Source organism: Myxococcus sp. RHSTA-1-4 (assembly GCF_020037125.1).
GTDB lineage: Bacteria > Myxococcota > Myxococcia > Myxococcales > Myxococcaceae > Myxococcus.
This window is the reverse complement of record NZ_JAIQDG010000018.1, coordinates 151972-177371: the sequence shown is the minus strand read 5'-3', so window position 1 is coordinate 177371 and position 25400 is coordinate 151972. Positions and strand designations below refer to the sequence as shown.

Sequence of the window (25400 nt, the reverse complement as noted above, 5' to 3'; positions counted from 1 at the left end):
GCTATGGGCAGGGCCGTGCAACCCTACGAGCTCATCAAGGCAAAGCGGGATGGTGGCCGGCTGGACCCGGCGGACATCCGCGCGTTCATCCAGGCGTATACGGCGGGGACGGTGGCGGACTACCAGATGGCCGCCATGTGCATGGCCGTCTTCTTCAAGGGGCTGGACTCCCGGGAGCTGGGCGCCTGGGCACGGGCGATGCTGGAGTCCGGCGAGGTGCTGGACCTGTCGGACACGCCGGGCGTGAAGGTGGACAAGCACTCGACGGGTGGGGTGGGGGACAAGGTGTCGCTCAGCCTGGCGCCGCTGGCGGCGGCCTGCGGGGTGCCCGTGCCCATGATTTCGGGGCGGGGGCTGGGGCACACGGGCGGGACGCTGGACAAGCTGGAGTCGATTCCGGGCTTCAACGTGAATCTGCCGACGTCGGAGTACCGGCGGCTGGTGCGCGAGGTGGGCTGCTGCCTGATTGGCCAGACGGCGCAGGTGGCGCCGGCGGACAAGAAGCTCTACGCGCTGCGCGACGTGACGGCGACGGTGGACTGCATCCCGCTGATTGCGTCGTCCATCATGAGCAAGAAGCTGGCGGAGGGCATCGACGCGCTGGTGCTGGACGTGAAGGTGGGCAGCGGGGCCTTCATGAAGCGCGACGAGGATGCCCGGCTGCTGGCGAAGACGATGATTGGCCTGGGCGCGGAGATGGGGAAGAAGGTGGTGGCGCTGCTCACGGACATGGACCAGCCGCTGGGCCGGAAGGTGGGCAACGCGCTGGAGGTGATGGAGGCGGTGGACATGCTCCGCGGCGAGGCTCCGGAGGACTACACGGAGATTACCTACGCGCTGACGGCGGAGATGCTGGTGCTGGGGAAGAAGGCGGCGACGGTGGAGGAGGCGCGCGAGAAGCTGCGCAAGGCGGTGGAGGACGGCAGCGCGGTGCGCAAGCTGAAGGAAATCGTCCAGGCGCAGGGCGGAGACCCTCGCGCGATTGACGACTACTCGCTGCTGCCGCAGGCGAAGTCCACGGTGGACGTGGTGGCGCCCCGGGACGGCTGGGTGACGGCGATTGACACGGAGGGCGTGGGCCTGGCGGGCGTGGCGCTGGGCGCGGGCCGGCAGCGGGTGGACAGCAGGATTGACCCGGCGGTGGGCTTCACGCTGCTGAAGAAGACGGGCGAGCGGGTGACGAAGGGCGAGCCCGTGGTGCGGGTGCACTACAACGACGCGGGGCCGGTGGAGGGCGTGAAGGCACGCCTGCTGGCGGCGTACCGGTTCGGGGACGCGGCGCCTCCGGCGCGGCCGCTGGTGCGGGAGCGGGTGGAGTAGTCACGGAAGCACGGGGGCCGGTGGGCCAGGGACTCATGAACCAGGGCGCAGCGCTGTACATCCATCCAGGCGTGAAGGTCCGGCCGTGCGAGTGGGGCTACGGAGTCTTCACGGATGAGCTCATCCCGGCGGGAGACCTCATCGAGGAGTGCCATTACCTCAAGGTGCTGCACAAGCACGCCCGGATGCCCCCGCTCGACGACTACGTCTTTCAAATCAAGTGGGGCGAGAAGGAGGAGCCTCGCGAGGGAGACTGGGTTGCCCTCGTGATGGGCTACGGGATGATCTACAACCACTCGCAGGAGCCCAACGCCGCGTACTACCGGGCGGTGGACCGCGACCTCTTCTCCTTCTACGCGCTGCGTGACATCCACCCCGGCGAGCAGATCTGCATCAGCTACGGCGAGGACTGGTGGAAATCCCGGAAGAAGGACGTGCCCCGCTGAAGATGGACACGGGGCGTGGCCCCCTGGTACCTCCGGTGAGACGCCCATTCTCGGGGGCCGGGAAACGAAGCCGGTGAATTTCGGGGACTCCAGTCCGGGACGGGCCGCGTATGATGCGCGCGCGATGGGGTCGGAGAAACAGGTGAAGGACACGACGGGGGCCGTTCGCCGGAGGCCCGGTGCTCCTGTCGGCGAGCAGCCGCTGTCCCCCGAGGATGGGGGCGGGACGGCCGGGCCGGGCCCGGCTGTATCCCGGGCGCCCCTGGAGCATCTTCCGGCGGTGGAGCGCGCATGAGCGGCAGGGAGGCAACGGCGATGGCCGAGAGGAACGACTCGATGAGCGACAAGGCCGAGGACCGGCGCGACTCTCCCCGGGTTCCCATGCGTCTGAGGGTGCGCCGGGCGGGCGGCCCGGGTGACTTCGAGACGCATGACGGGGACCTCTCCCTGGGCGGCTGTGCCTGGCATGGCGCGGGGATGGAGGCGGGCACGAAGGTGGAGGTGCGCTTCAATCTCCCCATCCTCCCCGACGAGGTGGAGGCCGTGGGCGAGGTGCTCCAGGTGACCCACGGTCCCCAGGGCCCGGCCTCGCGTGTGCGCTTCCTGGACCTGCCGGTGGAGGCGGAGCTGGCCATCGCCCGGCACCTGGATGACGTGCTGCGACAGGGCGGCGGCCGGTAGGTCCCCCCGTCGGGTCCCCTGGCGGACCCGCGACTCGCGGAGGAGGGCGTCATGGCGGATGACATTCCCTGGGAGCGCCTGTTCGAGGAGGCCGCTCGGGTTCGCTCGCGCGCGCACGCGCCGTACTCACGCTTCCCCGTGGGTGCCGCCGTCCTCTACTCCGACGGCGCGGTGGTGCCCGGCTGCAACGTGGAGAACGCCACCTACGGCCTCACCGTGTGCGCCGAGCGCAATGCCCTCGCCGCCGGTGTGGCCCAGGGGCACGGCAGGCCGGTGGCCGTGGCCATCGTCGTGGACACGCCCGAGCCGTGCCCGCCCTGTGGCATGTGCCGGCAGGTGATGGCCGAGTTCGCCTCGGCCGACCTGCCCGTGCGCAGCCGGACTCCGAAGGGCGGCGAGGCGCGCTACACCCTGGGCGAGCTGCTGCCGCACGCCTTCACGAAGGCATTCTTCTAGCCCCTAGAGAGACCCGAGCACCCAAGTGGATCTGCTCCTGACTGGCGGCACCGTGGTGACGATGAACCGCGAGCGCGAGGTGCTCGTGCGAGCGGACGTGCTCGTCCAGGAAGGACGCATCGCGAAGGTGGGCCGGGGCCTCAAGACCCGCGGCACGCGGCGGGTGGTGGACGTGACGGGGAAGGTGGTGCTGCCCGGCCTCATCCACGGCCACCTGCACGCCTGCCAGACGCTGTTCCGCGGCCGCGCGGACGGGCTGGAGCTGCTGGACTGGCTGCGCGAGCGCATCTGGCCCTTCGAGGCGGCGCACGACGCGGCCTCCATGCGCGCGTCGGCGGACCTGACCTTCGCGGAGCTCATCCGCTCGGGTGTCACGGCGGCGCTCGACATGGGCACCGTGCACCACTACGACGCCGTCTTCGAGTCCGCGCGTGACGCCGGCTTCCGGCTGGTGGGCGGCAAGGCGATGATGGACGCGGGCGAGGGCGTGCCCCAGGGCCTGCGCGAGAGCACCGCCGGCTCGCTGGCCGAGAGCCTGGCGCTGATGGAGCGCTGGCACGGCTCGCACGACGGGCGGCTGCGCTACGCCTTCGCCCCGCGCTTCGTCCTGTCCTGCACGCCCGAGCTGCTGCGCGAGGTGGCGCGGCTGGCCCGCGAGCACGGCGTGCGCATCCACACCCACGCCAGCGAGAACCGGAAGGAGACGGAGGCGGTCCGCCAGTACACCGGGGGCCAGGACAACGTCGCCTACTTCCACACGGTGGGCCTGTGCGGGCCGCACGTGACGCTGGCCCACTGCGTGTGGCTGTCCGAGGAGGAGCGCCACCAGTTGCGCGAGTCGCGCACCGTGGTGTGCCACTGCCCCGGCTCCAACCTCAAGCTGGGTTCCGGCATCGCCGAAATCCGCGAGCTGCTCGACGCCGGCGTGCCGGTGGCGCTCGGCGCGGACGGGGCGCCCTGCAACAACACGCTCGACATCTTCCACGAGATGCGGCTCGCCTCCGTGCTGCAGAACCCGCGCCGGGGGCCCCGGGCCATGGCACCCATGGAGGTGCTGGAGATGGCCACGCTCAACGGCGCGCGGGCGCTCGGGCTGGAGGACGAGGTGGGCTCGATTGAACCCGGCAAGCGCGCCGACCTCACCGTGGTGGACGTGAGCGGTCTGCACTCAAGCCCCATGCCCGGGGACGTGCTGTCCTCGCTGGTCTACTCGGCCCGGGGCAGCGACGTGGCGCACGTCTTCATCGACGGCAAGCCCGTGCTGAAGGACGGCGTGCTCACCACGCTGGACGCGGCGTCCGTCATGGCCAGCGCCAATGCCCACGTGGAGCGCATCCTCCGCCCCGGCAAGCGCCTGCGCGCCCGGGCCTGAAGGAGCGCCTCAAACCGGCAGCCGCACCACGAAGGACGTGGACCAGCCGGGCGTGTCCTCCAGCGCGAGCTTTCCGCCATGTGCCTCGGCGGCGAGCCGGGAGAAGTACAGCCCCAGCCCGTAGCCCCGGCGGCTGTCCTTCTCGGCGTCGCCCTGCATGTACTTGTCGAAGATGCGCGTGCGCGTCTCCGGGGGGATGGGCGGGCCGTCGTTGCGCACGGCCAGCCATTGGCACTCCGCGTCCGCGCCGGCCTCCAGCCGCACCCGCCCGCCCGTGGGGGCGTACCGCAGCGCATTGCTGGCCAGGTTCTCCACCACGCGCACCAGCAGCTCCGAGTCGCCCACCACCTCCAGCTCCTCGGGCGCCTCCACGTCCAGCGTGAGCCGCCGGGCCCGGGCCACGCCGTCCAGCGAGCGGCGCACCTCGTCCAGCAGCCTCGCGGCCATGAAGGGCACCTTGCGCGGCTCCAGGCGGCCCTGCTCCAGGCGCGGCACGTCCATCAGGTCGGAAATCATCCGGTCCAGCCGGGCCGTGACGGCCAGGCCCGTGCGCACCGACTCCCGCAGCACGCCCTGGACGGGGACTTCCTGCTCCATCCACGACAGCGTCATCGTCAGCGCCGACAGGGGCGAGCGCAGGTCATGGACCAGGAACTGCGTGAGCTGCTCCTTGTCGCGCTGCAGGGCCTGGAGCTGGTCGTTCCTCGCCTGTGCGTCGCTCAGCATCCGCTCAATCGTGCGCCGGGCCTCCTCCACCTCCTGGAAGCGCCGGGCCTCCAGCGCCCGGTCCACCTCGGCGCGGCTGAGGGCCACCGCGAGCTGCCGCAGCCGCCCGGTACCGTAGTGGCTCACCACCGCCACCATCACCAGCGCCACCACGGCGATGGCGACCGGGCCCCAGTCCACGCCCGCCTGGCGCATCAGCGCGCCCTGCGCCAGCGCGGACAGCAGCGCCGTCCCGTAGACGACGCCCCCCCGCAGCGTCAGCCCGCTCAGCGCCACCACCAGCGCGAACAGCCCCAGGCTGAAGCCCGCCACCCCGGCGGGGAAGGGGGAGACGGGCAGCGCCAGGTGCTGGATTCCATAGACCAGCGCCACGTCCATGGGCGACTGCACGACTCCCAGCCACCGCGCCACGGGCCGCCGGCGCAGCGCGAACAGCAGCGCCGCCACGCCCACGAATGGCGCCAGCAGGGGTGGGTAGGGCGCCCAGTCCTCGCCTCCCGACAGCCACAGGACGGTGCTGATGGCCAGGAAGACGGCCGCGCCCACCAGCCGGACGGCCGCGCCCGCGCCAAGCACGCTCCGCCGCTGGGCCTCCACCGCCCGCGTCAGCGCGTCATCGAAGGAGCTGGGGGCGGGCGACGTTGACACCAGGGGGTGGTTTTCCCCGCTTCCACCCCTCCGGGCAAGTTCCGGGTCGCGGGGGCGGCCGGGGCTGGTGGCCTCCGCACCGGCCGTCCGGGCGGCGCGCGCTTTCAGGTGACGGGCAATGGCCTTAGGTAGGAGCGCGTAGCAGTAATCAGACTGTTGGGACTGTGGCTGCTTGCCGGTCCCGGGTATCGTGTAAGGTGACGGCAAGTTGGGCTGGACGGAGGTAGACCGCCGACATGTGGGAAAGATTCAAGAGGGCAATGCGTAGCTTCGCCGGCTTCTTCGTCTCCTCCATCGAGGACCCGGAGCTCATCCTCGAGCAGAACGTCCGTGACCTGAACGACCAGGTCCCGAAGATGAACGAGTCCATCGCCATGGTCCGGGCGAACGTGACGCTGCTCGAGAAGGAGAACGCCAAGTACCAGGAGGACGTGCGCTCGCTGACGGCCAAGGTGAAGGCCGCCATCCAGGCGGGCCGCGACGACCTGGCCGGGCAGTACGCCGGCAAGCTCCAAATCGAGAAGGACGCGCTGGCGCGCAACGAGCAGCAGCTCGCCACCGCCCGCCAGGCCTACGAGAAGGCCCTGACGGTGAAGAAGGCGTTCATGCGCGAGAAGGAGCGCAAGACGCAGGAGGCCATGAACGCCATCCGCGAGGCGCGCCGCGCCAAGTGGCAGGCCAAGGTGGCCGACACCATGGAGTCCTTCCAGGTCGCCGGCATCGACTCCACGCACGACGAGATGTTGCGCAAGGTGCAGGAGAAGTCCGCCGTCAACGAGGCCCGCATGCAGATGGCCCTCGAGTCGGTGGACCACATGGCCGCCAACATCGAGGAGGAGGCCGAGAAGATTCAGGCCAACGAGCTGGTGAAGCAGATGAAGATGGAGATGGGCCTCCTGGAGAGCCCGGCGCCCGTGTCGGAGGTGGGCGGCGGCACCGAGAAGACCATCGGCAAGAAGGTGGGGGTCGAGTAGCCCTCCCGTGAAGCTCCACCGCGGTCCAGGCCTCTTCGTCTTCCTCGCGCTCTGCGTGCTCGGCGCGGGCTATGCGCTCGCGTCGCGCCTGGGGTACCTGGACCGCCTCCAGCAGCGCTTCTTCCCCGCCTCGCGTGAGGCGGTGCGGCTGTCGCCCGGGGACTTCCCCGCCGGCGTGGCCGCCCCGGTGGCGGACGTGGCCTCCGTGCCGCTGCGCCCGGTGCTCATCGGCTTCACCCCGCGCGGCTCGGCGGCGGCGCTGCTGGTGGCCACCGGCGGCGCCACGACGCTGGACAACCCGGTGCCTCCTCCGGGCGCGGCGCAGGGCTTCCTGAAGACGGCCTATGCGCTGGACGCGCGGGCGGTGCTCTTCCCCCGCGAGGAGGAGCTGCGGCAGGCGCTGGCCATTGGCGCGGAGAACGGCGGGGTGGACATGGCCGCCATCTCCGTGGACCGGCTGGCGGCCTGGGCCCCGGCGCTGCGGGACGCGGCGCCCCGGACGCTGCTCCTGGTGGGGCGCAGCCGCGGGCAGGAGGCGCTGGCGGCGGTGGGCGTGCCGGACCTCGCCGCGCTGAGGGGCAAGCGGCTGGGCGTGTACCCGTTCAGCTCCTCGCACTACTTCGCGCTGTGGCTGCTGGCGCGCGCGGGGCTGCGCACCTCGGACGTGCGTTGGGTGGACCTGCCCTCCACGCTGGACGCGGGCCGCGCGCTGCGCGAGGGCCGGGCGGACGCGGTGGTGGGGCTGTGGGGCGACGTGGAACTGGCGGCCAGGGACAGGAGCGGGGCGGTGCTGGCCACGACGGCGGACGCGCCGCACCTGGTGGCCACGGTGCTGGTGGCGCGCGGGGACTTCGCGGCGCGCTACCCGGATGCCGTGCGCCGGGTGCTGCGCGGACTGCTGGACGCGGGGCAGAGCGTGCTGAAGGACCCCACGGCGGGGGCTCGGATGCTGGGCGAGGTGGCGCCGTACCTGGGGGACCCGATTGAGGCCATCCGCAGCGCGCCGCCGGCGACACTGGCGGACAATCGCGCCTTCTTCGGCCTTTCCGGAGAGGCGCCGGTCACCTATGACGAGCTCTTCCAGAGCGCGGCGGCGCTCTTCCAGAAGCTGAAGCAGGGGCCGCAGGTGCCGCTCGCGGAGGACACGCGGGATTTGGGCGCGTTGAAGTACGTGTCGGAGGCGCGAGGCCCCTGAAAGGGAAGGACGGACGTGGCCAGGTCACCCAACTACATCAAGGCCGCATTCCTGCTGCCCGCCAACCTGGTGGGGCTGGGGACGGCGGCGGCCTCGGCGGCAATGACGGGCGAGCCGCTGCCGGCGCTGGTGGCCCTGGGGCTGGAGGGGCTCTACCTGGGCATCTTCCCGGCCATGAAGCGCTTCCAGCGCGCGGTGCGGGCGAAGACGCCCGATGACCCCGAGGCGGCGCGCAAGGCGGTGGACGCGCTCCAGGCGGACCTGGCGCAGTCGCAGCGCGAGCACTACCAGCAGCTGGTGGGGCTGAAGGAGAAGATTCTCGCCAACTACCGGAAGCTGCCGGGCGGCAAGGTGCTGGAGGCGGACAGCGAGCCCCGGCTGGACGCGCTGCTCACGTCCTTCCTGCGCCTCATCTCCACGCTGAACCAGTACCGCGCCTACCTCAACAGCTCGGACCGCGAGCACCTGGAGCGCGAGGTGCGGGAGCTGGAGGAGGACCTGGCGCGCGAGACGAACCCTCGCCTGAAGGACGTGAAGCAGAACCGCGTGGACATCCTCCGCAAGCGCCTGGCGCGCTTCGAGCAGGCCAGCGAGAGCCGCGAGGTGGTGAGCCATCAGCTCGCCGGCATCGAGGACCTGATGCGCCTGACGCACGAGCAGTCCATCGCCATTCGCGACCCGGAGAGCGTCAACCGCCAGCTCACCGTGCTCAGCGCCGAGGCCGAGGCCACCGAGGAGTCCGTGCGGCAGATGGAGCAGTTCCTGGAGTTCTCCGAGGAGACGCGTGGCCCGCTCCCGCATGGCACGCGGGTGAGGTAGCCACGGCATGCATGCCCGCCGGGCTTTGGGGGCGGGCAGGGGCGGGCTCGCGGGAGGAAGCCCCGCGCCGTGGGTGAAGCTCCGAGCCGGGACGTTGCCTGCCCGTCATCCGGGCCCTCGTCCTGGGTCCAGCCCTACAGGCCCGCCACGAATAAATTGACTCTCCGCCCCAGCCGTCCTGTCCTGCCAACATGTTCCGCCGAGCCTGGCTCCCGTCTCTCCTCCTCGTGCTCGCCCTCGCGGGCTGCTCTCGTTGCGGCAAGGAGGCCGGCCCCACCGCTGGCACCGGCGCGGCGGGGCCCTCGCGCTACCTCCCGCGTGATGCGCGGGCCGCCATCGTCATCAACGACCTGGGCGCGCTCGGGGAGAAGCTGGCCCGCTTCCAGAACCTCAAGGTGGCCTCCTTCGCCGCCCAGCTGCAGAACTTCTCCTCCGCCGAGGGCTACGTCTCCGCGGTGATGCGGCAGGTGGGCGTGGACCTGCGCAGCCGGCAGGCGCTGGAGGCCGCCGGCATCGCCCCGGGACGTGGCGCGGGCGCGGCCTTCCTCGGAGGCAACCGCGCCGTCTCCATCGTCGGCGTGAAGGACGCGGACAAGCTCGCGGAGACCTTCGGGAACTTCGCCCGCACCCGCCTGGGCGCCACGCAGCGGCAGGAGGCGTCCGTGGACGGGGGCAACCTCGTCACCTTCGGCCACGCCAACGCCCCGGAGCCCGCGCTGGGCCTCCTCTTCCTGAAGGGCACCGACTACGCCCTGCTGGGCGCGGGCCCTTCCATCGCCACGCTGCGCACGCTGGCCACGCTGCCCCAGGAGAAGTCGCTCTCGAGCGAGCCCGTGCTGGCCGCGTCGCTCCAGCGGCTCCCCGCGGAGCGGGACTTCCACGTGTGGATTCCCGGCGGCACCGGCTCCCTCGTGCCGGCCGGCACCGTCCAGGGCCTCACCCTCACGGGCCGCATCGAGGAGCGCGCGGTGACGCTGCGCGCGGACGCGCCCTGGCCGGACACCCAGGCCTCGCTCGCGGCGCTGGACCCGGTGAAGGCGTCCTCCGACCTCGCGGGCGCGCTGCCCGCGGACAGCTTCCTGGTGGCGCGCTTCCACGGAGACCCGTCCCACCTCGACGGCGCGTGGCCCTACCTGCTGGGCGGCTACATCACCCGCGCCGTGCAGAAGAGCGGCCTCGACATGAAGGGCGAGGTGCTCGACAACCTGAAGCCCGGCATGGTGATGGGCGTGTCGCTGTCGCCCACGGTGAACCTGGGCTCCGGCATGCCCGCGCTGGACCTGCGCCGCACCAACCCCTTCCGCTTCGTGCACCTGGCCGCGCTGGCGGACACGGAGGACGCCGCGAAGACGCAGGGCACGCTGGAGAAGCTGCCGGCCATGGCCACGGACTTCGGCGCGAAGGTGGAGCCGGCCGACCTGGGCGGTGGCCAGCGCGTCTACCTCACCTCGTACCGCGCGGGGGAGGGCGCCCACTTCGCGCTCGGCCCCAACGGCCGGCTGGTGGTCGCCTCTCCGAAGGCCCGGCTGGAGTCCACGCTGGCCTCGCTCGCGAAGCCGTCCGCCGAGGGCCCCGTGGCCGAGGACCTGAAGGATGCCGGGAAGGATGCCGCCTTCAGCCTGGTGCTGGACTTGCGGCGCCTGTCGGACGCGGTGAAGAACCTGCCCTCGGAGGCGTGGGGCATTGGCGGCTTCGCCATCAAGGCCACCACCGTGCGCTGGCTGGAGGCCACCGACGACCTGCGCGCGGTGACGCTGGCCGTGTCGCGCAAGGAGCAGGCCCTCCAGGCGGAGCTGTCCCTGCGCCTGACGCCCGGCGCGCAGGCCTCCACCACCACCCAGCCGGCCACGCCGTGATTCGCGCGCGCGACATCGTCAAGGAGTACGTGGACGGGGACGGCACGAAGGTGCGCGTCCTCGACGGCATGTCCCTGGACGTGCAGGACGGGGACTTCGTCGCGGTGGTGGGCCCTTCCGGCAGCGGCAAGTCCACGCTGCTGCACCTGCTGGGCGGGCTGGACGTGCACTACCAGGGCGAGGTGGAGGTGGGCGGCGTGAAGCTGCGCGGGCTGGACGACAAGGCCCTGGCGCGCTTCCGCAACACCCACGTGGGCTTCGTCTTCCAGTCCTTCCACCTCATCCCCAACCTCTCCGCGCTGGAGAACGTGCTGCTGCCCTCGCACTTCGGCCCGGCGCGCGAGGACGCCCGCAAGCGCGCGGAGGCCATGCTGGAGCGCGTGGGCCTGGGCGCGAAGAAGGACCGCGCGCCCGTCCGCCTGTCCGGCGGCGAGCGGCAGCGCGTGGCCATCGCCCGTGCCCTCTTCGGCGGCCCCAGGCTGCTGCTGTGCGACGAGCCCACCGGCAACCTGGACGCGGCCACCGGGGACGGCGTCATCCAGCTCTTCAAGGAGCTGCACCGCGAGGGCCTCACCGTGCTGGCCGTCACCCATGAGGAGCGCATGAGCGCCGCGGCCCGCCGCGTGCTGCGGCTGAAGGAGGGGCGGCTCGTGGAGGAGCGCGCCGACCTGCACCTGGCGACCCGAGGTGCCCCGTGAGGCTGGACGCGCTGTCCCGGCTGGTGCGGCTGAGCCTCGCCCGCGAGCGCAAGGGCGCCTTCTTCTCCGCCTTCGGCGTGGCCATGGGCGTGGGCGCGCTCGTCTTCTTCCTGGGCCTGGGCCTGGGCGTGGGCCGCGTCATCCGCGAGAAGATATTTCCCACCGACGCGCGGCTGGTGGACGTGGTGCCCTCGGCCGTGTCGCTGGGCTCGCTGCTGGGCGGCGGCAAGCTGGACGCGGCCACCGTGGAGCGGCTGGCGGCGCTGCCCGGCGTGGAGGCTGCCTGGCGGAAGATGAACGTGCGCGTGCCCGCGGTGTCCCGCTATGACGGCGCCTTCTTCGGCACCCGGCTGCGCATGGGCATGGAGGTGCTCGCCGTGGGCGTGGAGCCCGGCCTCGTGAAGGACGACGTGAAGCTGGGCGAGTTCAGGGACATGGGCGAGGGCCAGCCCATTCCGGCGCTCGTCTCCACGCGGCTCCTGGAGCTGTACAACAAGACGTTCGCCCCGGCGCGCAAGCTGCCTCAGCTCTCCGCGAACATGATTGTCGGCTTCGTCATGCCGGTGGAGTTCAACCGCTCCTACGTGGCGGCCTCCAGCGGTGGGCCCACGCGCTCCGCGCAGGCGCAGGTGGTGGGCGCTTCGGACCGGGCCATGCTCGCCGGCCTCACCATTCCCCTGGAGACGGCGGTGCGCATCAACCGCGAGGCCGGCGTGGACGCGGACACCTTCACCGGCGTCACCCTGGTGGCGAAGGACCCGTCCCAGGTGCCCGCCCTCATCGACGCGGTGAAGGGCATGGGGCTGGAAATCGACGACCAGGAGCGCCGCATGGCGGAGAACACGGGCGCGGCCGTGGCGCTCGTCACCTCCGCGCTGGCGCTCCTGTCCATCCTCATCTGCATCCTCGCGGCGGTGAACATCGCCCACGCGCTGTCGGCCTCCGTCCGCGCCCGGGCGAAGGAGATTGGCGTCATGCAGGCGGTGGGCGCGTCGCGCGCGGACGTGCGCGGCATCGTCCTGGCCGAGGCCGCCGTGGTGGGGCTGGCCGGGGGCGCCGCGGGCACCGCCGCCGCCCTGCTGCTGGCCTTCGGGGTGAACCGGCTGGCGTCGACGTACCTGCCCAGCTTCCCCTTCAAGCCCGACAGCTTCTTCTCCTTCCCCTGGCCGGTGGTGCTCGGCGGCGTGGTGCTGGGCCTGTTCGCCGCGCTCGCCGGTGCCTACTTCCCCGCCCGCCGCGCCGCCGCCACGGACCCGGCGCGCACGCTCGCAGGATGACGCTGCCCTCGCGCAAGACGCTGCTCGGCAACGCGCTGAGCCTCGCGGCCCTCGCCTGGATTTACGGGGGCGACCTGTCCGACGCCCTCCGCGCCCGGAGCGCCGAGGTGTCCGCCCTCACCTCGCTGCCCTCGCCGGTGGGGCCCGCGGTGGTGCTCGCCCTGGCCGCCGCCCTCACCGCCGTCGTCGTCGCCGCCCTCGTCCGCCGGAAGGGGGAGGGCTTCAAGGGCTACCGGCTGCTGCCCATCCTGCTGGTGGGCTCGCTCTTCGTGGACCTGGTGCTGGCGGAGAGCCGCGTGCCCCTGGCCTCGCTGGACATCGCCTCCATGTCCCTCCAGCGCTTCCACCAGCTCGCCCAGGAGCAGGCCACCGAGCAGGCCGTGCCGGACGACCCCCGGGTGCTCCAGCCCCTCCTGGAGCAGCTCGGCCGCCCCCCGTACCTCGTGCGCGGGCAGCCGGTGGAGGCCTACACCCTCCAGGTGCGCAAGGACTGCGAGGGCCCCGTGCGCGAGGCGCCGGGTGTCCGGCCCGGAACCCTGCTGTACTGCGTCGCCCCGGAGCGCAAGGGCGCCTGGGTGACGCTGGTGGGGCTGCCCGCGGAGCAGCGCTTCGGGGCTCCCGCGGTGCTGTCCGCCGGGGGCGAGCCCCGCTTCCTGCTGGTCCGGCCCGTTCCCCCGGAGGAGGAGCCCTCGGGGGCCTTCCGGGAAGAGGCCGCCGGCAGCGTCCAGCCCTGAGGCGCCGGGCTCCTCCGGCGGGGGGGCCGCCTGCCTGCCCGCCAAGAGGGGAAATGGCCTCTGCCGTGGTTGACCCTGCGGAGTCGCGATCGCTAGGCTCGCCTGCGAACGGACCCTCCCCCACGTGACGACCACTCAACCGAAGCGGCAGCCCATCCCGTTTGGGAAGTATCTCCTCCTGGACCGCATCAACATCGGCGGCATGGCGGAGGTGTGGCGCGGGAAGCAGTTCGGCGCGAGCGGCTTCGAGCGGCTCGTCGCCATCAAGCGCATCCTCCCGAACATCGCCGAGGACGAAGAGTTCATCTCGATGTTCATCGATGAGGCGAAGATCAGCGTCCAGCTGACCCACGCCAACATCGCGTCCATCTACGAACTGGGGCAGATCGCCAGCAGCTACTTCATTTCGATGGAGTACATCCCCGGCAAGGACATGCGGGCCATCTTCGACCGGTGCCGGAAGAAGGGGGAGCCCGCGCCGGTGCCGCTGGTGGCGTTCTGCATCTCCAAGATGTGCGAGGGCCTGGACTACGCCCACCGGAAGAAGGACGGGATGGGGCGGGACATGAACATCGTCCACCGCGACATCTCGCCGCAGAACGTCCTCATCTCCTACGAGGGCGAGGTCAAGGTCATCGACTTCGGCATCGCCAAGGCGGCGGGCAAGGCCACCAAGACGCAGGCCGGCATCCTCAAGGGCAAGTTCGGCTACATGAGCCCGGAGCAGATCCGCGGCCTGCCGTTGGACCGGCGCTCGGACGTGTTCGCCATTGGCGTGTGCCTCTACGAGATGCTGACCGGCGAGCGCCTCTTCGTCGGCGACAGCGACTTCAGCGTGCTGGAGAAGGTGCGCAAGGCGGAGGTGCCGCCGCCGTCCACGTACAACCGGCGCATCCCGGAGGCGCTGGAGAAGATCGTCCTCAAGGCGCTCGCGAAGGACGTGGACGAGCGCTACCAGTACGCCAGTGAGCTGGGCGACGACCTGCAGCGCTTCCTCATCACCAGCGAATCCATCTTCAGCCGCAAGGACCTCATGCAGTACATGAAGTCCACCTTCGCGGAAGAGGTGGAGCGCGAGAAGCAGCGCCTGCTCGAGTACGCCGACATCAAGCCGCCCGATGGCATGCTGGCCGCGCTGGAGGCGGCCTCCTTCACCAGCTCGCCGGCCCCCGCTCCGCAGCCGGCCCCCACGCCGGTGCCCGTGGTGCAGCCGGTGGTCGCCGCGCCGCCCCGGGCGACGGCATCCATGGGGACGGTGTCCCCCAGCGCGAACAACAACGGGGTCCGCCGCTCGCCCACGCTGGCCGCGCTGCCCAAGCTGACGGCCGCCACCGCCTCGCCCGCCGCGAAGGAGGACGAGGTCATGGCCACGCAGCTGGTGTCCAGCGACCACGTCTTCGACGACAGCCCGGAGCCCACCACGCAGCCGGGCGCCTCCGTCGGGCGCGCCGTCACCCCGCTGGAGACGCGGGCCGTGCCTCCGCCCCCGGCCTACGAGGAGCCCACCGGCAACAAGACGGCGGTCATCCCACCGCCGTCTTCCGCGCCGCGCCTGTCCCATGCGAACATGCCGGCGGTGTCGCCCGGCATGCCGCCGCGCGCGTCCATGAGCGTGCCCACGCTGGCGCCGGTGGACGCGGCGCCCCCGCCCACGCTGCGCCCCGGGCGTGCCAGCGAGGACGGGCTGCCGCGCATCAACCGGAACCTGCCGCCGGACATGTCGCAGGGGATTCCGCGCTCGGCGCTTCCGCCGGACGTCTCGCAGGGGATTCCGCGCTCGGCGCTTCCGCCCACGCCGCCCGCCCTGGGCCCGGCGCCCGTCGCGGCGCGGCACCAGGACGAAGAGGACGACGACGGTGACCAGGAGCGTCCGACGGCCGCGGTGCCCGCGCTGGCGGCGCGGAGCCCGGGCAAGCGGGGGATGCTCATCGGCGCGGCGGCCGTGGTGCTGCTGCTCGTGCTGGCCGCGGCGGGCTGGGCGCTCTCGCGTCCGGGCGTCGGCTACATCATGGTGGACCTGCAGAAGGTGCCCGCCAAGGCCCGCGGCAACGTGCGGGTGATGCTGGATACACAGCCGGTCCCCGTGGAGCAGGGCAGCACCACGCTGCTGCGCGAGGTGACGGCCGGCCAGGTGATGGTCGTGGTCAGCGCCGAGGGCTACAAGCCCTTCACGAAGACGGTGGAGGTCACCAAGGGCAAGGACGTCACCCCCGTCGAGGCGGTGCTGGAGAGCCTGGAGCAGACCGCCTCCCTGGTGCTCGACATCGAGCCCCGGGATGCCCAGGTGGCGGTGGACGGCAAGGTGGTGCGCGAGCAGGGCAAGGGGTCCGCCCTGGTCAAGGACCTGCCTGTCACCGGGCCGGAGTGGGTGGTGGAGGTCTCCGCCCCGGGCCACAAGCCCCAGACGAAGCGGCTGCCGGTGTCCGCGGACGGCACGGCGGAGCTGTCGCTCAAGCTGGAGCCGCTCGTGGTGAAGGTGGCCGTGAAGGTGGAGTCCAAGCCGGCGGGTGCCACCATCTTCGTGGACGGCACGGACATGGGGGCCGTCACTCCCGCGGTCGTCCAGGTGCCGGCCGGCGCACGGCAGCTCCAGCTGAAGCTGAAGTGCCACGACGAGGCCGAGGTGGACGTGCCTGGCCCGAAGGACGGGCAGGAGCCGGCCACCGCGAAGGTTTCCCTGCGGAAGCTGCGCGGTTGCCGTTAGACGCGGGTGGGTGCGAGAGGAGGCGTGTGTCTGTGAGCAAGGTGCGCAAGGTCAACAAGGCGGATCCGCTGGCGGACCTGCCCCGCTGGGCGCAGCAGCTGGCGCGGAAGTACTACACGAAGACGGTCAGCACCTTCCTGCTGTACGGGGCCGTGCGTGACTTGCAGCCCTTGCAGATGGAGGACGGGGGCCGGGGCTTCGGCACGCTGAAGACGTTCCTCTCCGAGGAGCTGTTCGGCGCCCGGGACCACGTCCTGTTCTACGACCGCTCGTCCGGCATCCGCTCCGCCACGCCGGAGACGCAGAAGGACCTGCAGCGGACGATGTCCGGCTACGACGCGATGTACGGCACGGACTACTCCAAGGTCATGCCGAGAGACCCGGGCCGGGCGCTGCAAATCCTGGAGAACTTCCTGCGCATGCGCCTGAGCGAGGGCCGCTCGCTGGCGCTCGTCATCGACTTCGCGGAGACGCTCGTCCCGGGCGGGGAGATTTCCCACCTGTCCACCGAGGACCGCTTCGTGCTGGCCACGCTGGACAAGTGGGCGCACGACACGCAGTTCCTCGCCGGTGACATCTCCGTGGTGCTGCTGGCGGAGAACCTGGCGGACATCTCCCCGCGCATCAGCCGCAACCCGTACGTGGCGCCGATTGAACTGCCGCTGCCCACCGAGGAGGAGCGGCTGGAGTACGTGCGCTACAAGCTGGAGGGCAAGCGGCTCCAGTCGCTGTCGGACGTGCCGCTGGCGGGCCTGGCGAAGATGACGGCGGGCCTGTCCCGCATCAACCTGGACCGCGTCCTCACCGAAGCGCTGGAGCGCGAGGTGCGGATTACTCCGGAGCTTCTCAAGGAGAAGAAGAAGGAAATCATCCAGGCGGAGTGCCACGGCCTCCTGGAGTTCATCGAGCCGGCGCACACGCTGGACGCGGTGGCGGGACACGCCAAGGCCAAGCAGATGCTGCGGCAGGCCGCCGGGGCCCTGAAGAAGGGGCGCCTGGAGGTGATGCCCATGGGCTACCTGCTCACCGGGCCGGTGGGCACGGGCAAGACGTTCATGGTGAGCTGCTTCGCCGGGGAGATTGGCATCCCCGTGGTGAAGTTCCTCAACTTCCGCAGCCAGTGGCAGGGCGTCACCGAGGCCAACCTGGAGAAGATCTTCAACCTCCTCAAGGCCCTGTGGCCGGTGGCGGTGATGATTGACGAGGCGGACACCTTCCTGGGCAACCGCGACTCCGGCGGCGACTCGGGGACGAGCAGCCGCGTGTTCGGCTCCATTGCCTCCTTCATGGGCAACACGCAGTACCGCGGCAAGATTGTCTGGTTCCTGATGACGGCGCGCCCGGACCTGCTGCCCATCGACCTCAAGCGCCAGGGCCGCGCGGAGGAGCACATCGCGCTCTTCTACCCGCAGACGGACGCGGAGCGGGACGAGCTGTTCAAGGTCATGTCCAAGAAGACGGGCGTGTCGGTGGAGGGCATCGACTCGTTCTCCGCGATGATTCCGCAGGGCGTCCGCGCCTTCAGCGGCGCGGACATCGAGGCCGTCATGGTGCGCTCGAAGTTCCGGGCGCTGGCGGAGGGCCGTGACTCGGTGACGAAGGAGGACCTGACGGCGGTGTTGGAGGACTTCGTGCCTCCCAGCTACCCGCTCGAAATCGAGCTGCAGAACCTGGCGGCGGTGCAGGAGTGCACCAGCCGTGAGCTGCTTCCCGAGGGCTTCCGCAAGCTGGACCGCGACTTCATCACCCGTCGCGTGCGCGAGCTGAAGGCGCTGCTCGAGGAGCAGTAGCCGCTTCAGGACACCGGCACCGGGACTCCCAGGTGCGGGTCGTCCACGTGCTCCACGATGGCCACGCGGTCTCCCGCGGAGAGCGCGTCGTGGAGCACGAGCACCGCCTCGTTCGAGTGACGGATGCAGCCGTGGGACACGTCCGTGCCCAGCAGGGCGGGGGCGCTCGTCCCGTGCAGCTCCTCGCCGGAGTGGCGGCCATCCACCCAGGACAAGTCGAGGATGCGCACGCCGAAGACGTGCCTGTCATTCCACAGCCGGGCGCCGGCGGCCTCGGCGGCGGCCTGGTCCAGCTTCGCGCGCACCACCTTGAGGCCCGTGCGGGTGGGCGTGGCGGCGGCGCCGGTGGCGTTGGGGAAGATGTCCACGAGGTGCCCCTCCGGGTCGAAGAGGAAGGTGCGGTGCTCGCGCAGGGCCACCACCACGCGCACGGGCTGGCCGTCGTAGAAGGCGGAGGGCAGGGCGCGGGACTGGCCACGGGCCCCGGGCGCGGGGGCCAGGGCGTCCAGCGCGCGCAGCGTGGCGGCGTCGAGGGTGCCCGTGGGACGTACGGCGGGGAAGGTGCGCGCCGCGTGCGCCTGGAAGTTCCGGAGCGCCCGGGTGGTGTGCTGGCCGTACCGGCTGTCGGGGCCGCCGTGGAGCGCGAAGCCCATGTCGAGCAGGGCGCTCTGGATGGCGAGCACGCCGGCTCCCTGGGAGCCCGGCCCGAGCACCTGCTGGCCCGAGGCCACGTCCGCGAGTTGAGGCAGGCCCGTGAAGCGGGCGTTGGCGAGCGGCGCGGCAGGGACGGGCAAGCTCGTGAGGCGGGCGTCAGCGGGTATCTCGGGGAGGCGGTTCAGGGGCGCGGTAGGGACGGCCCCCGACGCCTGCCGGGAGTCGTTCGGGCCTGGGGGAGGGAGGTGCGGGCCCGGCTGTTCCGTGAATCGCACGGCGGGTGTCCCGGGCGCGGGACGGCCGTCCATTGGCTGGAGGGTGTTCTCGCGCGGAGCGCGCGGCCTTGAAGTCGAGGACGTGTGCTCGGGAGATGCGCTCTCCCTCGGAGGCACGTCCTGGACGTCGGGAACTGGAGTGAATGCGTGGGCGTCGGGTCGCGAGATGGGTGGGGTCATGCCCCGCCCCACTGCAACTCACCTGCCCGTCCGCCTCACGGCGCGCTCAGGTTGAGCAGCTTCCCCACGGGGAGGGTGCGGTGGTCCTTGATGTTGTTCCACCGCATGATGTCCTCGACGCTGACGCCGTAGCGCTGCGCCACGGACCAGAGCGTCTCGCCCTCGGCCAGCGGGTGCACCCTGCCGGCGGACTTGCCCGGCATCGTGTGCTTCGCCACCACCGTGCCCGCGCGCTCCTGCACCTGCGCCCCGGCCGGGTCCCCGTCCGGCCACACGTGCAGCAGCGAGCCCACCTGCAGCGTCGGGTTGCGCCGCTTCAGGTTGTTCCACTTCTTCAGGTCGTCCACGGACACGTTGAACTTCGTGGCAATCACCCAGAGGCTGTCCCCGGACTGCACGCCGTACGTCACCCGCGTGCGGCCGCCGACCTTCTCCGTCTTCACCGGCCCCGCGGCCACGGGCCCCTTGGGCGTGCCCGCCGGCACCTCGTCCTCCGGCCGGTGCACCACCACGCCGCTGCGCCGCGCCTGCGCCACCTTGTTCGCCAGCGCCGTGCCCGCGCTCTTGCCCGCCGGCACCGGAATCACCAGCTCCGCGCCCAGCCGCAGCGTCCGCACCGACTTGAGCTGGTTCATCTGGAGAATCGCCTCGGCCGCGGTGCCGTGCTTCTCGGCAATCTGCGACAGCGTGTCCCCGCGCTTCACCTTGTGGATGCGGAAGGTCAGCCGCTCCGCCGGGGCCAGCCGCTTGTAGTTCTCCGCGAAGTGCGCCGCCGCGCCCTGGGGCAGCCGCAGCTTGTACGGGTTCTTCGCGCTCGCCGGAGGCGTGCACCAGCGCTTCAGCTCCGGGTTCAGGTCCTGCACCGCCTTGACGGGCACGCCCGCCGCCCGGGCCACCACGTCCAGGTCCGCGGCGTCCGTCAGCTCCACCTCGTCGAACTCCAGCACGGGCTCGGGCTCGAACTCCTCCTCGGTGAAGCCGAACGCCGACGGGTTCTTCGCCACCAGCGCCGCGGCGATGAGCTTGGGCACGTAGTGCTTCGTCTCCTTCGCCAGCCCGCGCTCCTCGGACAGCACCCAGAAGTCGCTCGTCCCGTGGCGCTCCACCATGCGCCGCACGCGCCCGGAGCCCGTGTTGTACCCGGCCCACGCCAGGTACCAGTGCCCCAGCTCCTTCTTCAAATCCCGCAGGTACGACGCCGCCGCGTGCGTGGCCTTGATGGGGTCCCTGCGCTCGTCCACCCAGAAGTCCTGCTTCAGCCCGTACTGCTTGCCCGTGCTGGAGATGAACTGCCACGGCCCCGCGGCGTGCGCCCACGAGTACGCGTGCGCGGAGAAGCCGCTCTCAATCATCGCCAGGTACACCGTGTCCTTCGGCAGGCCGTACTGCTCCAGAATCGGCTGCATCACCGGCACGTACCGCGCCGCGCGCGACATCCACTTGCGGAACCAGCGCCGCCCCGGGCCCTGGAAGAACTGGATGTACTGCGCCACCAGCGGCTGCATCTCCACGGGGATGTCGTAGCGGTCCTGAATCTGCGCGACGTCGAAGGTGGCCAGGTCGGTGATGAGCGGCAGCGGCGCCAGCTCGTCGTCCTCGCGGAAGGTGGGCTCGTCCAGCGCGTCCAGCATCCGCATCCGCAGTGGGTTGGCCAGCCCCAGCCGCCGCAGCGACTGCATCACCTCCGCGTTGGGCCGGGCCGCCGGGTCCAGCGCGGCGCCCTCCAGCGCGCGCAGCTCCTCCAGCTCCGCGGACTCGGACTCCACCTCTTCGCTGGTGGCCTCCACCTCCGGAGTGGGCCCCTCCGCTTCGGGGGACTCCGGGGCGTCCCCCGTCAGCAGGCGCTTCTCGTCCGAGGCCAGCACCCGCATGCCGGGAGGCGGAGGCGGCATGGGCGGAGGCGCGCCCTCCGAGGCGGGGAGCGAGGCCAGGGCGAGCAGCAGCAGGGGAAGAGGCGGCATGGAATCGCTTACCAGAGGCGCCCAGAAGCAGGCGAAGCCCCAAGTATTTGCGCTTTTTCTTGACAGTCAAACAACGAGTCGCGCGGTGCGGCTCCTGGCTGGACACCCGGTGGGGGTGGGCGTCCAGGCGAGGACTACGGCTTCGCGGGCTTCGCGGTCTCCGCGGGCTTCCCGTGACCCGGCCCGAGGATTCGCGGCAGGTAGGTCGCGAAGTCGAAGTGGGGCGAGTTCTCCGGGTTGTGGCAGGTGACGCACAGGGACTCGCCCGGCGAGGCGACGATGTTGTCGCTGGAGGGCGCCTCCGCATGCTCCGAGCCCGGGCCGTGGCAGCTCTCGCAGCCCACGGCCTCGCGGCCGGCCACCTTGTCCAGGCGGCACACGCCTCCGGGCTGCTCCCAGCCCGTCACGTGGCAGCTCACGCAGTTGAGGTGGAACTGCTTGCCCAGGCCCTCCAGCGTCTCCCACGCGTGCGGGTGCTTCGTCTTCTCCCAGACGGGGAAGGCCTCCTCGTGGCAGGTGCGGCACGGCTCGTTGCCCACGAAGGCCGCCTGGCCCTTCGCCGGGGCGGGGCAGTCCTTCCCGTGCTCCTTCGCCCAGGCGAGGTTCATCTTCCCCACGTCCGCGTCGTAGGCCGCCACCAGCGCCTGCGCGTCCGGGTGGGAGGGCAGGCCGGACTCCAGCGGGACGAAGCGCACGGTGAAGGCGTTGACACCCGAGGCGGCCGCCGGCGGCGCCGCCAGCAGCGCCTGCTTGCGCGCCACCAGCTCGTCCCGCTTGGCCTGCTTCAGCGCCTTCAGCTTCGGGTCGATGCCGGGGAGGTTGATTTCCCTGTCCAGCAGCGCCACCCGCTGCTCCAGCCCGGCCACCTCGCGCTCGGTATCGCTCTGCAAGGTGAAGGGGCCCGGCTGGGGCGCGTAGCCCAGGTCCACGCGCAGGAGGGAGCGGCCCTTGCTCTGCAGGGCCACCACCGGCACCGAGGCGCGCACCAGCTTGTTCTGCTCGCCGCTGAACTCCGTGGCGGTGCGGGTGGCCACCACCACGTCCGCCGCGAGCCCGGGACGCTCCACCGCGGTCTGCGCCGCCTCCAGCGTGGCGTCCAGCAGGGCCAGCACGAAGTCCGCGCCGTCCTTGCGCGCCCGGGCGCTGGCCTCCACGAGCTGCTCCGGCGTGTCCGCCGCCACCACGCCCACCTTCCGCGCGCCCGCGGGCAGCAGCTTCACCTCACCGGGCGCCAGCTCCGGCAGCCCCAGCCCCTGGCGGAAGTCCGCCCCGCGCGTGTCGTCCAGGAGGCCCGTGGCGCGCACGGCCAGTCCCATCAGCCGCATGGCGTCCGACAGGGCCTTCGCCTTGCGCTCCTCCTGGGGCACCTGGCCGGGTTTGAGCTCGGGCTCGCCGAAGAGGCTGTTGCCGCCGTCGATGTAGAGGACGGGCAGGGGGCCCTTGCGCGCCTCCAGCACCTGGGCGGCCGCGCGGCCGATGCCGCCGCGCATGTTCTCGCTGCAGCCGCAGGGGCCCAGGTAGCCGCGTGTGTCGGCGGAGACGAAGAGGACGGCGCCAGGGGCGTCCGCGGCCTTGGGGGCACCGGAGGCGCCGCTCGCCGCCGGGGAGGCCATGGCCGTGCCGGCCTCGGCCTGCGGGGGCGCGGACTCCTTGCGCATGCACCCGGCGAGCGACGCGCCCACGAGCGCGGCGACGAGGACGCGGCGCATGGGCTTCACCAGAGGATGCTCTGCACCAGCTCGTCTATCTTCTCGCCCATCGCCTCCAGCCCGTTCACCTTGGACAGCGAGCCGTCGGCGCCCACCTGCTCCGCCAGCTTGGACAGCTCGTCATCCGGGAGGCTGGAGAAGAGGACGATGGGGATGTCCTGCGTGCCGTACTCGTTCTTGAGCGTGCGGCAGATGTCCGTGCCCTTGGCCTCGGGCATGTGGATGTCGGTGAGGATGAGGTCCGGCCTCCAGCTCTGGAGCGTTTTCTCGAACTCCATGAGCGTCGAGGTCGCGACGACCTCGTAGCCGCGCGCCTCGAGCACCGCCTTCTCCATGGCGAGCGTGATTTCGCTGTCGTCAATCAGGAGGATTCTTCGCTTCTCGGACACGGCGACCTCTTCCTTGGGCGGCGTTTCTATCCTACCCCCACTCGTCGCACCAACGCTTTCCCATCCGCTGAGAGGGGCCCGCACGCTCCCATGTCAGGCTGTCCACCGTCCCACGCCCGCCCGCCCGTGGGGCAGGCCGACTTCTTCCTCGTGGGGCGGCCAAAAGGAGTATGGAAGGACCCATATGATGCACCGTGACAGATTGGGCCCGCGAGTCCTCGTCCTCGTCTGGAGCGTCCTCTGGAGCCTGCCCGCCGCCGCGCTCAACAGCGGCCTGGGGCAGCCTCCTCCGTCCGTGGACCGGCAGTCGCCCCAGGCGACCGTCCAGGGCTTCCTGGCGGCCGCGCACCGGGGGAACTACGAGCTGGCCGCCCACTACCTCGACCTGGACTTCATCCCCCGCGCCCAGCAGGGCGGGCGCGGCGTCCAGCTGGCCCGCCGGCTGAAGTTCGTGCTGGACCGGAAGCTGGCCGTGGACGTGTCCGCGATGAGCAAGGAGCCGGAGGGGGACCCGGAGGACGCCCGCTTCGACGAGCTCGGCACCATTCCCCTGGAGGGGGCCAACGTCCCCATCCGCGTCCAGCGGGTGACGTCGGAGGGCGCGCTGGTGTGGGTGTTCAGCGAGTCCACGGTGCGGCAGGTGGACCCGCTGTTCGCGGAGTATGGCCCGCGCGTGGGGGAGTGGCTGCCGCCCGTCTTCTTCTCCGACGCCTACCTGGGCCTGGAGCTCTGGCAGTGGCTGGGCCTGCTGGTGGTGCTGCTGGGCAGCCTCGTGGTGGCGGTGGTGCTGGAGCGGCTCGTGCTGGCGTTCGCCCTGCGCCTGGCGCGCTGGACGCGCATCACCTGGGACGACGAGATGGCCGCCGCGGGCAGGGGCCCGCTGAAGCTCGTGACATTCTCCGCGCTGCTGGTGGCGGGCACCACGTTCCTGCGCCTGCCGGCCCCGTCGCAGCACTTCTTCAACCGCGTGGGCTACTCGCTGGGCGTCATCTCCCTGGCCTGGTTCGTCCTGCGCTTCCTCCGGGTGTCCGCCGCCTTCGTGCAGAACCGCGTCTCCGCGGAGATGAAGGACGCCTCGCGGGCGCGCAGCGTGAGCACCCAGCTGGTGGTGCTGCGCTCCATCTTCGAGGTGGCCACCTACGTCGTCGCCGTCGCGCTGCTGCTCATCCAGTTCGAGGTCGTCCGCAGCGTCGGCGTGTCCCTGCTCGCCTCCGCCGGTATCGCCGGCCTGGTGCTTGGCCTCGCGGCGCAGAAGTCCATCTCCACGCTGCTGGCCGGCATCCAGCTCTCCATCACCCAGCCCATCCGCATCGGCGACACGGTCATCGTGGAGAACGAGTTCGGCACCGTGGAGGAAATCACCCTCACCTACGTGGTGCTGCGCACCTGGGACCAGCGGCGCATGGTCATCCCCATTCCCCAGTTCCTGGACAAGCCCTTCCAGAACTGGAGCAAGGGGAGCTCGGAGATGCTGGGCGCCGTCACCCTCCAGGTGGACTTCTCCGCGGACATCGACGCCCTGCGCGCGGAGCTGAAGCGCGTCCTGGAGGCCGAGGCCCGGGAGGTGTGGGATGGCCGCGTGGGCAGCGTGGTGGTGCTGGACGTGATGGACCGGACGCTCACCGTCCGGGCCCTGGTGAGCGTGGCGAACTCGGAAAAGCTGTTTGACCTGAGAGCCCTGGTCCGCGAGCGGCTGGTGCGGTTCCTGCGCGCCAACCCCCAGTGGCTGCCTGTCACCCGCACGGAGGCCCGCCCTCCGGTTCCACCGCCCCCCTCGCCGCCGGACAACGAGACGCCGGCCGCTCCCCCGGTTGCTCCCAGGGCCTGAGAAAGGGCCGGCGCCCGGAGGTGGGACAAGGAGTCCTTGCCTGTTGGGTGGCGGACGCTTGAATATCCGGCGCGCCGCGCCGTCAGAGCGCCGGAACCTACGCATCCACTGCTCGGGGGAGTCTTCGAGATGAAGCGTCATGTCAGGTTGTGCGGGGCCCTTCTCATGCTGGCCGCCGCCGCGCCGCTGACCGCCAGCGCGCAGGAACGGGGCCGCACGGACGGGCCCGAGGAGTCGGAGTACGGCAAGGGCGGTTACGGAGACCCGGGTGGCCGGGGCGTCTCCCTCCAGCTCGACTGGGGCGCCGCCATCAACAGCCAGGAGCCCTCCCGGGACGCACCGGACGGGCCCCCCCTGTATGTGGGCGCCACGCTGTCGCTGTGGGGCGATGACTGGTACCAGCTCGACGCGAGTGGCGCCTACGTCTTCGACGGCGGCCGCTTCATCGCCATGGTGGGCCCGCGCTTCCGCACCTGGGGCTGGCCGGTGGTCTTCACGGCGGGCCTCAAGGCGGGCGCCATCATCATCCCGGATGTGGGCCTGCGCTTCGGCATCTCCCCGCAGGTGGGCACGGAGTTCATGCTGGGGGATGAGGACAACATCGTCCTCGGCCTCCACTACATGCCGGACATCCCCATTGGCGACATCGACGACGGTGGCATCACCCACCGCCTGGGCATGACGGTCGGTTACAAGTTCTAGAGGGGG

Annotated in this window: 21 protein-coding genes; 16 read left to right on the top strand and 5 right to left on the bottom strand. The window is 71.4% G+C overall.

Annotated features, from left to right (window positions below):
- Positions 1 to 15 precede the first annotated feature (15 nt).
- From K8638_RS24455 to K8638_RS24435, 5 genes are all read left to right on the top strand, one after another.
- Complete coding sequence (locus K8638_RS24455) at positions 16 to 1320, top strand: thymidine phosphorylase (RefSeq protein ID WP_223757018.1); 1305 nt, start codon at positions 16 to 18, stop codon at positions 1318 to 1320.
- A gap of 35 nt (positions 1321 to 1355) precedes the next feature.
- Positions 1356 to 1766 carry an SET domain-containing protein-lysine N-methyltransferase gene (locus tag K8638_RS24450; RefSeq protein ID WP_223757017.1) on the top strand — a complete coding sequence of 137 codons (411 nt, stop codon included), beginning with the start codon at positions 1356 to 1358 and terminating at the stop codon, positions 1764 to 1766.
- A gap of 315 nt (positions 1767 to 2081) precedes the next feature.
- Positions 2082 to 2447 carry a PilZ domain-containing protein gene (locus tag K8638_RS24445; RefSeq protein WP_223757016.1) on the top strand — a complete coding sequence of 122 codons (366 nt, stop codon included), beginning with the start codon at positions 2082 to 2084 and terminating at the stop codon, positions 2445 to 2447.
- A gap of 51 nt (positions 2448 to 2498) precedes the next feature.
- Positions 2499 to 2903 (top strand): cytidine deaminase, encoded by a 405-nt coding sequence (locus tag K8638_RS24440; RefSeq protein WP_223757015.1) that lies wholly within the window; start codon positions 2499 to 2501, stop codon positions 2901 to 2903.
- Between the two features lie 61 nt (positions 2904 to 2964).
- Complete coding sequence (locus K8638_RS24435) at positions 2965 to 4275, top strand: 5'-deoxyadenosine deaminase (protein WP_370644107.1); 1311 nt, start codon at positions 2965 to 2967, stop codon at positions 4273 to 4275.
- 9 nt (positions 4276 to 4284) lie between these two features.
- Here the strand turns inward: K8638_RS24435 and K8638_RS24430 are convergent, their stop codons facing one another.
- Positions 4285 to 5649: a HAMP domain-containing sensor histidine kinase gene (locus K8638_RS24430; protein WP_223757013.1), complete on the bottom strand. Its 1365-nt coding sequence runs from the start codon at positions 5647 to 5649 to the stop codon at positions 4285 to 4287.
- 236 nt (positions 5650 to 5885) lie between these two features.
- Between K8638_RS24430 and K8638_RS24425 the strand changes: the two genes are divergently transcribed.
- The 9 genes from K8638_RS24425 to K8638_RS24385 all read left to right on the top strand — a co-directional run bounded on the left by K8638_RS24425 (position 5886) and on the right by K8638_RS24385 (position 17696).
- Entirely contained in the window at positions 5886 to 6623 is a 738-nt protein-coding gene (locus tag K8638_RS24425; RefSeq protein WP_223757012.1) for a PspA/IM30 family protein, read from the top strand.
- 7 nt (positions 6624 to 6630) lie between these two features.
- Entirely contained in the window at positions 6631 to 7818 is a 1188-nt protein-coding gene (locus tag K8638_RS45290) for an ABC transporter substrate-binding protein (protein ID WP_223757011.1), read from the top strand.
- Positions 7819 to 7833: 15 nt separating this feature from the next.
- Entirely contained in the window at positions 7834 to 8637 is an 804-nt protein-coding gene (locus K8638_RS24415) for a hypothetical protein (RefSeq protein WP_223757010.1), read from the top strand.
- Positions 8638 to 8828: 191 nt separating this feature from the next.
- The gene (locus K8638_RS24410) at positions 8829 to 10493 is read left to right on the top strand and encodes a hypothetical protein (protein WP_223757009.1); all 1665 of its coding nucleotides are present in this window, start codon (positions 8829 to 8831) and stop codon (positions 10491 to 10493) included.
- The gene (locus tag K8638_RS24405; protein ID WP_223757008.1) at positions 10490 to 11191 is read left to right on the top strand and encodes an ABC transporter ATP-binding protein; all 702 of its coding nucleotides are present in this window, start codon (positions 10490 to 10492) and stop codon (positions 11189 to 11191) included. The genes K8638_RS24410 and K8638_RS24405 overlap by 4 nt, the downstream gene beginning before the upstream one ends.
- On the top strand, positions 11188 to 12468 hold the full coding sequence (locus K8638_RS24400) for an ABC transporter permease (protein WP_223757007.1): 1281 nt from the start codon (positions 11188 to 11190) through the stop codon (positions 12466 to 12468). Before K8638_RS24405 ends, K8638_RS24400 begins: the two co-directional genes overlap by 4 nt.
- Positions 12465 to 13202: a hypothetical protein gene (locus K8638_RS24395; RefSeq protein WP_223757006.1), complete on the top strand. Its 738-nt coding sequence runs from the start codon at positions 12465 to 12467 to the stop codon at positions 13200 to 13202. Before K8638_RS24400 ends, K8638_RS24395 begins: the two co-directional genes overlap by 4 nt.
- A 124-nt stretch (positions 13203 to 13326) precedes the next feature.
- A complete protein-coding gene (locus K8638_RS24390; RefSeq protein ID WP_223757005.1) occupies positions 13327 to 15906 on the top strand; it encodes a protein kinase in 2580 nt (859 codons plus the stop codon).
- Between the two features lie 32 nt (positions 15907 to 15938).
- The gene (locus K8638_RS24385) at positions 15939 to 17696 is read left to right on the top strand and encodes an ATP-binding protein (RefSeq protein WP_370644106.1); all 1758 of its coding nucleotides are present in this window, start codon (positions 15939 to 15941) and stop codon (positions 17694 to 17696) included.
- A gap of 5 nt (positions 17697 to 17701) precedes the next feature.
- On the opposite strand, the gene K8638_RS24380 is transcribed toward K8638_RS24385, so the two are convergent.
- The 4 genes from K8638_RS24380 to K8638_RS24365 form a co-directional block, all read right to left on the bottom strand.
- Positions 17702 to 18490, bottom strand: a complete 789-nt coding sequence (locus K8638_RS24380) for a L,D-transpeptidase family protein (protein WP_223757003.1) — start codon at positions 18488 to 18490, stop codon at positions 17702 to 17704.
- A 350-nt stretch (positions 18491 to 18840) separates the two neighbouring features.
- Positions 18841 to 20766 (bottom strand): LysM peptidoglycan-binding domain-containing protein, encoded by a 1926-nt coding sequence (locus tag K8638_RS24375; RefSeq protein WP_223757002.1) that lies wholly within the window; start codon positions 20764 to 20766, stop codon positions 18841 to 18843.
- A gap of 134 nt (positions 20767 to 20900) precedes the next feature.
- The gene (locus tag K8638_RS24370; protein ID WP_223757001.1) at positions 20901 to 22475 is read right to left on the bottom strand and encodes a multiheme c-type cytochrome; all 1575 of its coding nucleotides are present in this window, start codon (positions 22473 to 22475) and stop codon (positions 20901 to 20903) included.
- A gap of 5 nt (positions 22476 to 22480) precedes the next feature.
- Positions 22481 to 22864: a PleD family two-component system response regulator gene (locus tag K8638_RS24365; RefSeq protein ID WP_120202605.1), complete on the bottom strand. Its 384-nt coding sequence runs from the start codon at positions 22862 to 22864 to the stop codon at positions 22481 to 22483.
- Positions 22865 to 23048: 184 nt separating this feature from the next.
- On the opposite strand from K8638_RS24365, the gene K8638_RS24360 reads away from it, so the two are divergent.
- Both K8638_RS24360 and K8638_RS24355 read left to right on the top strand, forming a co-directional pair.
- Positions 23049 to 24692, top strand: coding sequence for a mechanosensitive ion channel family protein (locus K8638_RS24360; RefSeq protein ID WP_223757000.1), 1644 nt, complete (start codon positions 23049 to 23051; stop codon positions 24690 to 24692).
- Positions 24693 to 24821: 129 nt separating this feature from the next.
- The gene (locus tag K8638_RS24355) at positions 24822 to 25394 is read left to right on the top strand and encodes a hypothetical protein (protein WP_223756999.1); all 573 of its coding nucleotides are present in this window, start codon (positions 24822 to 24824) and stop codon (positions 25392 to 25394) included.
- Positions 25395 to 25400 lie beyond the last annotated feature (6 nt).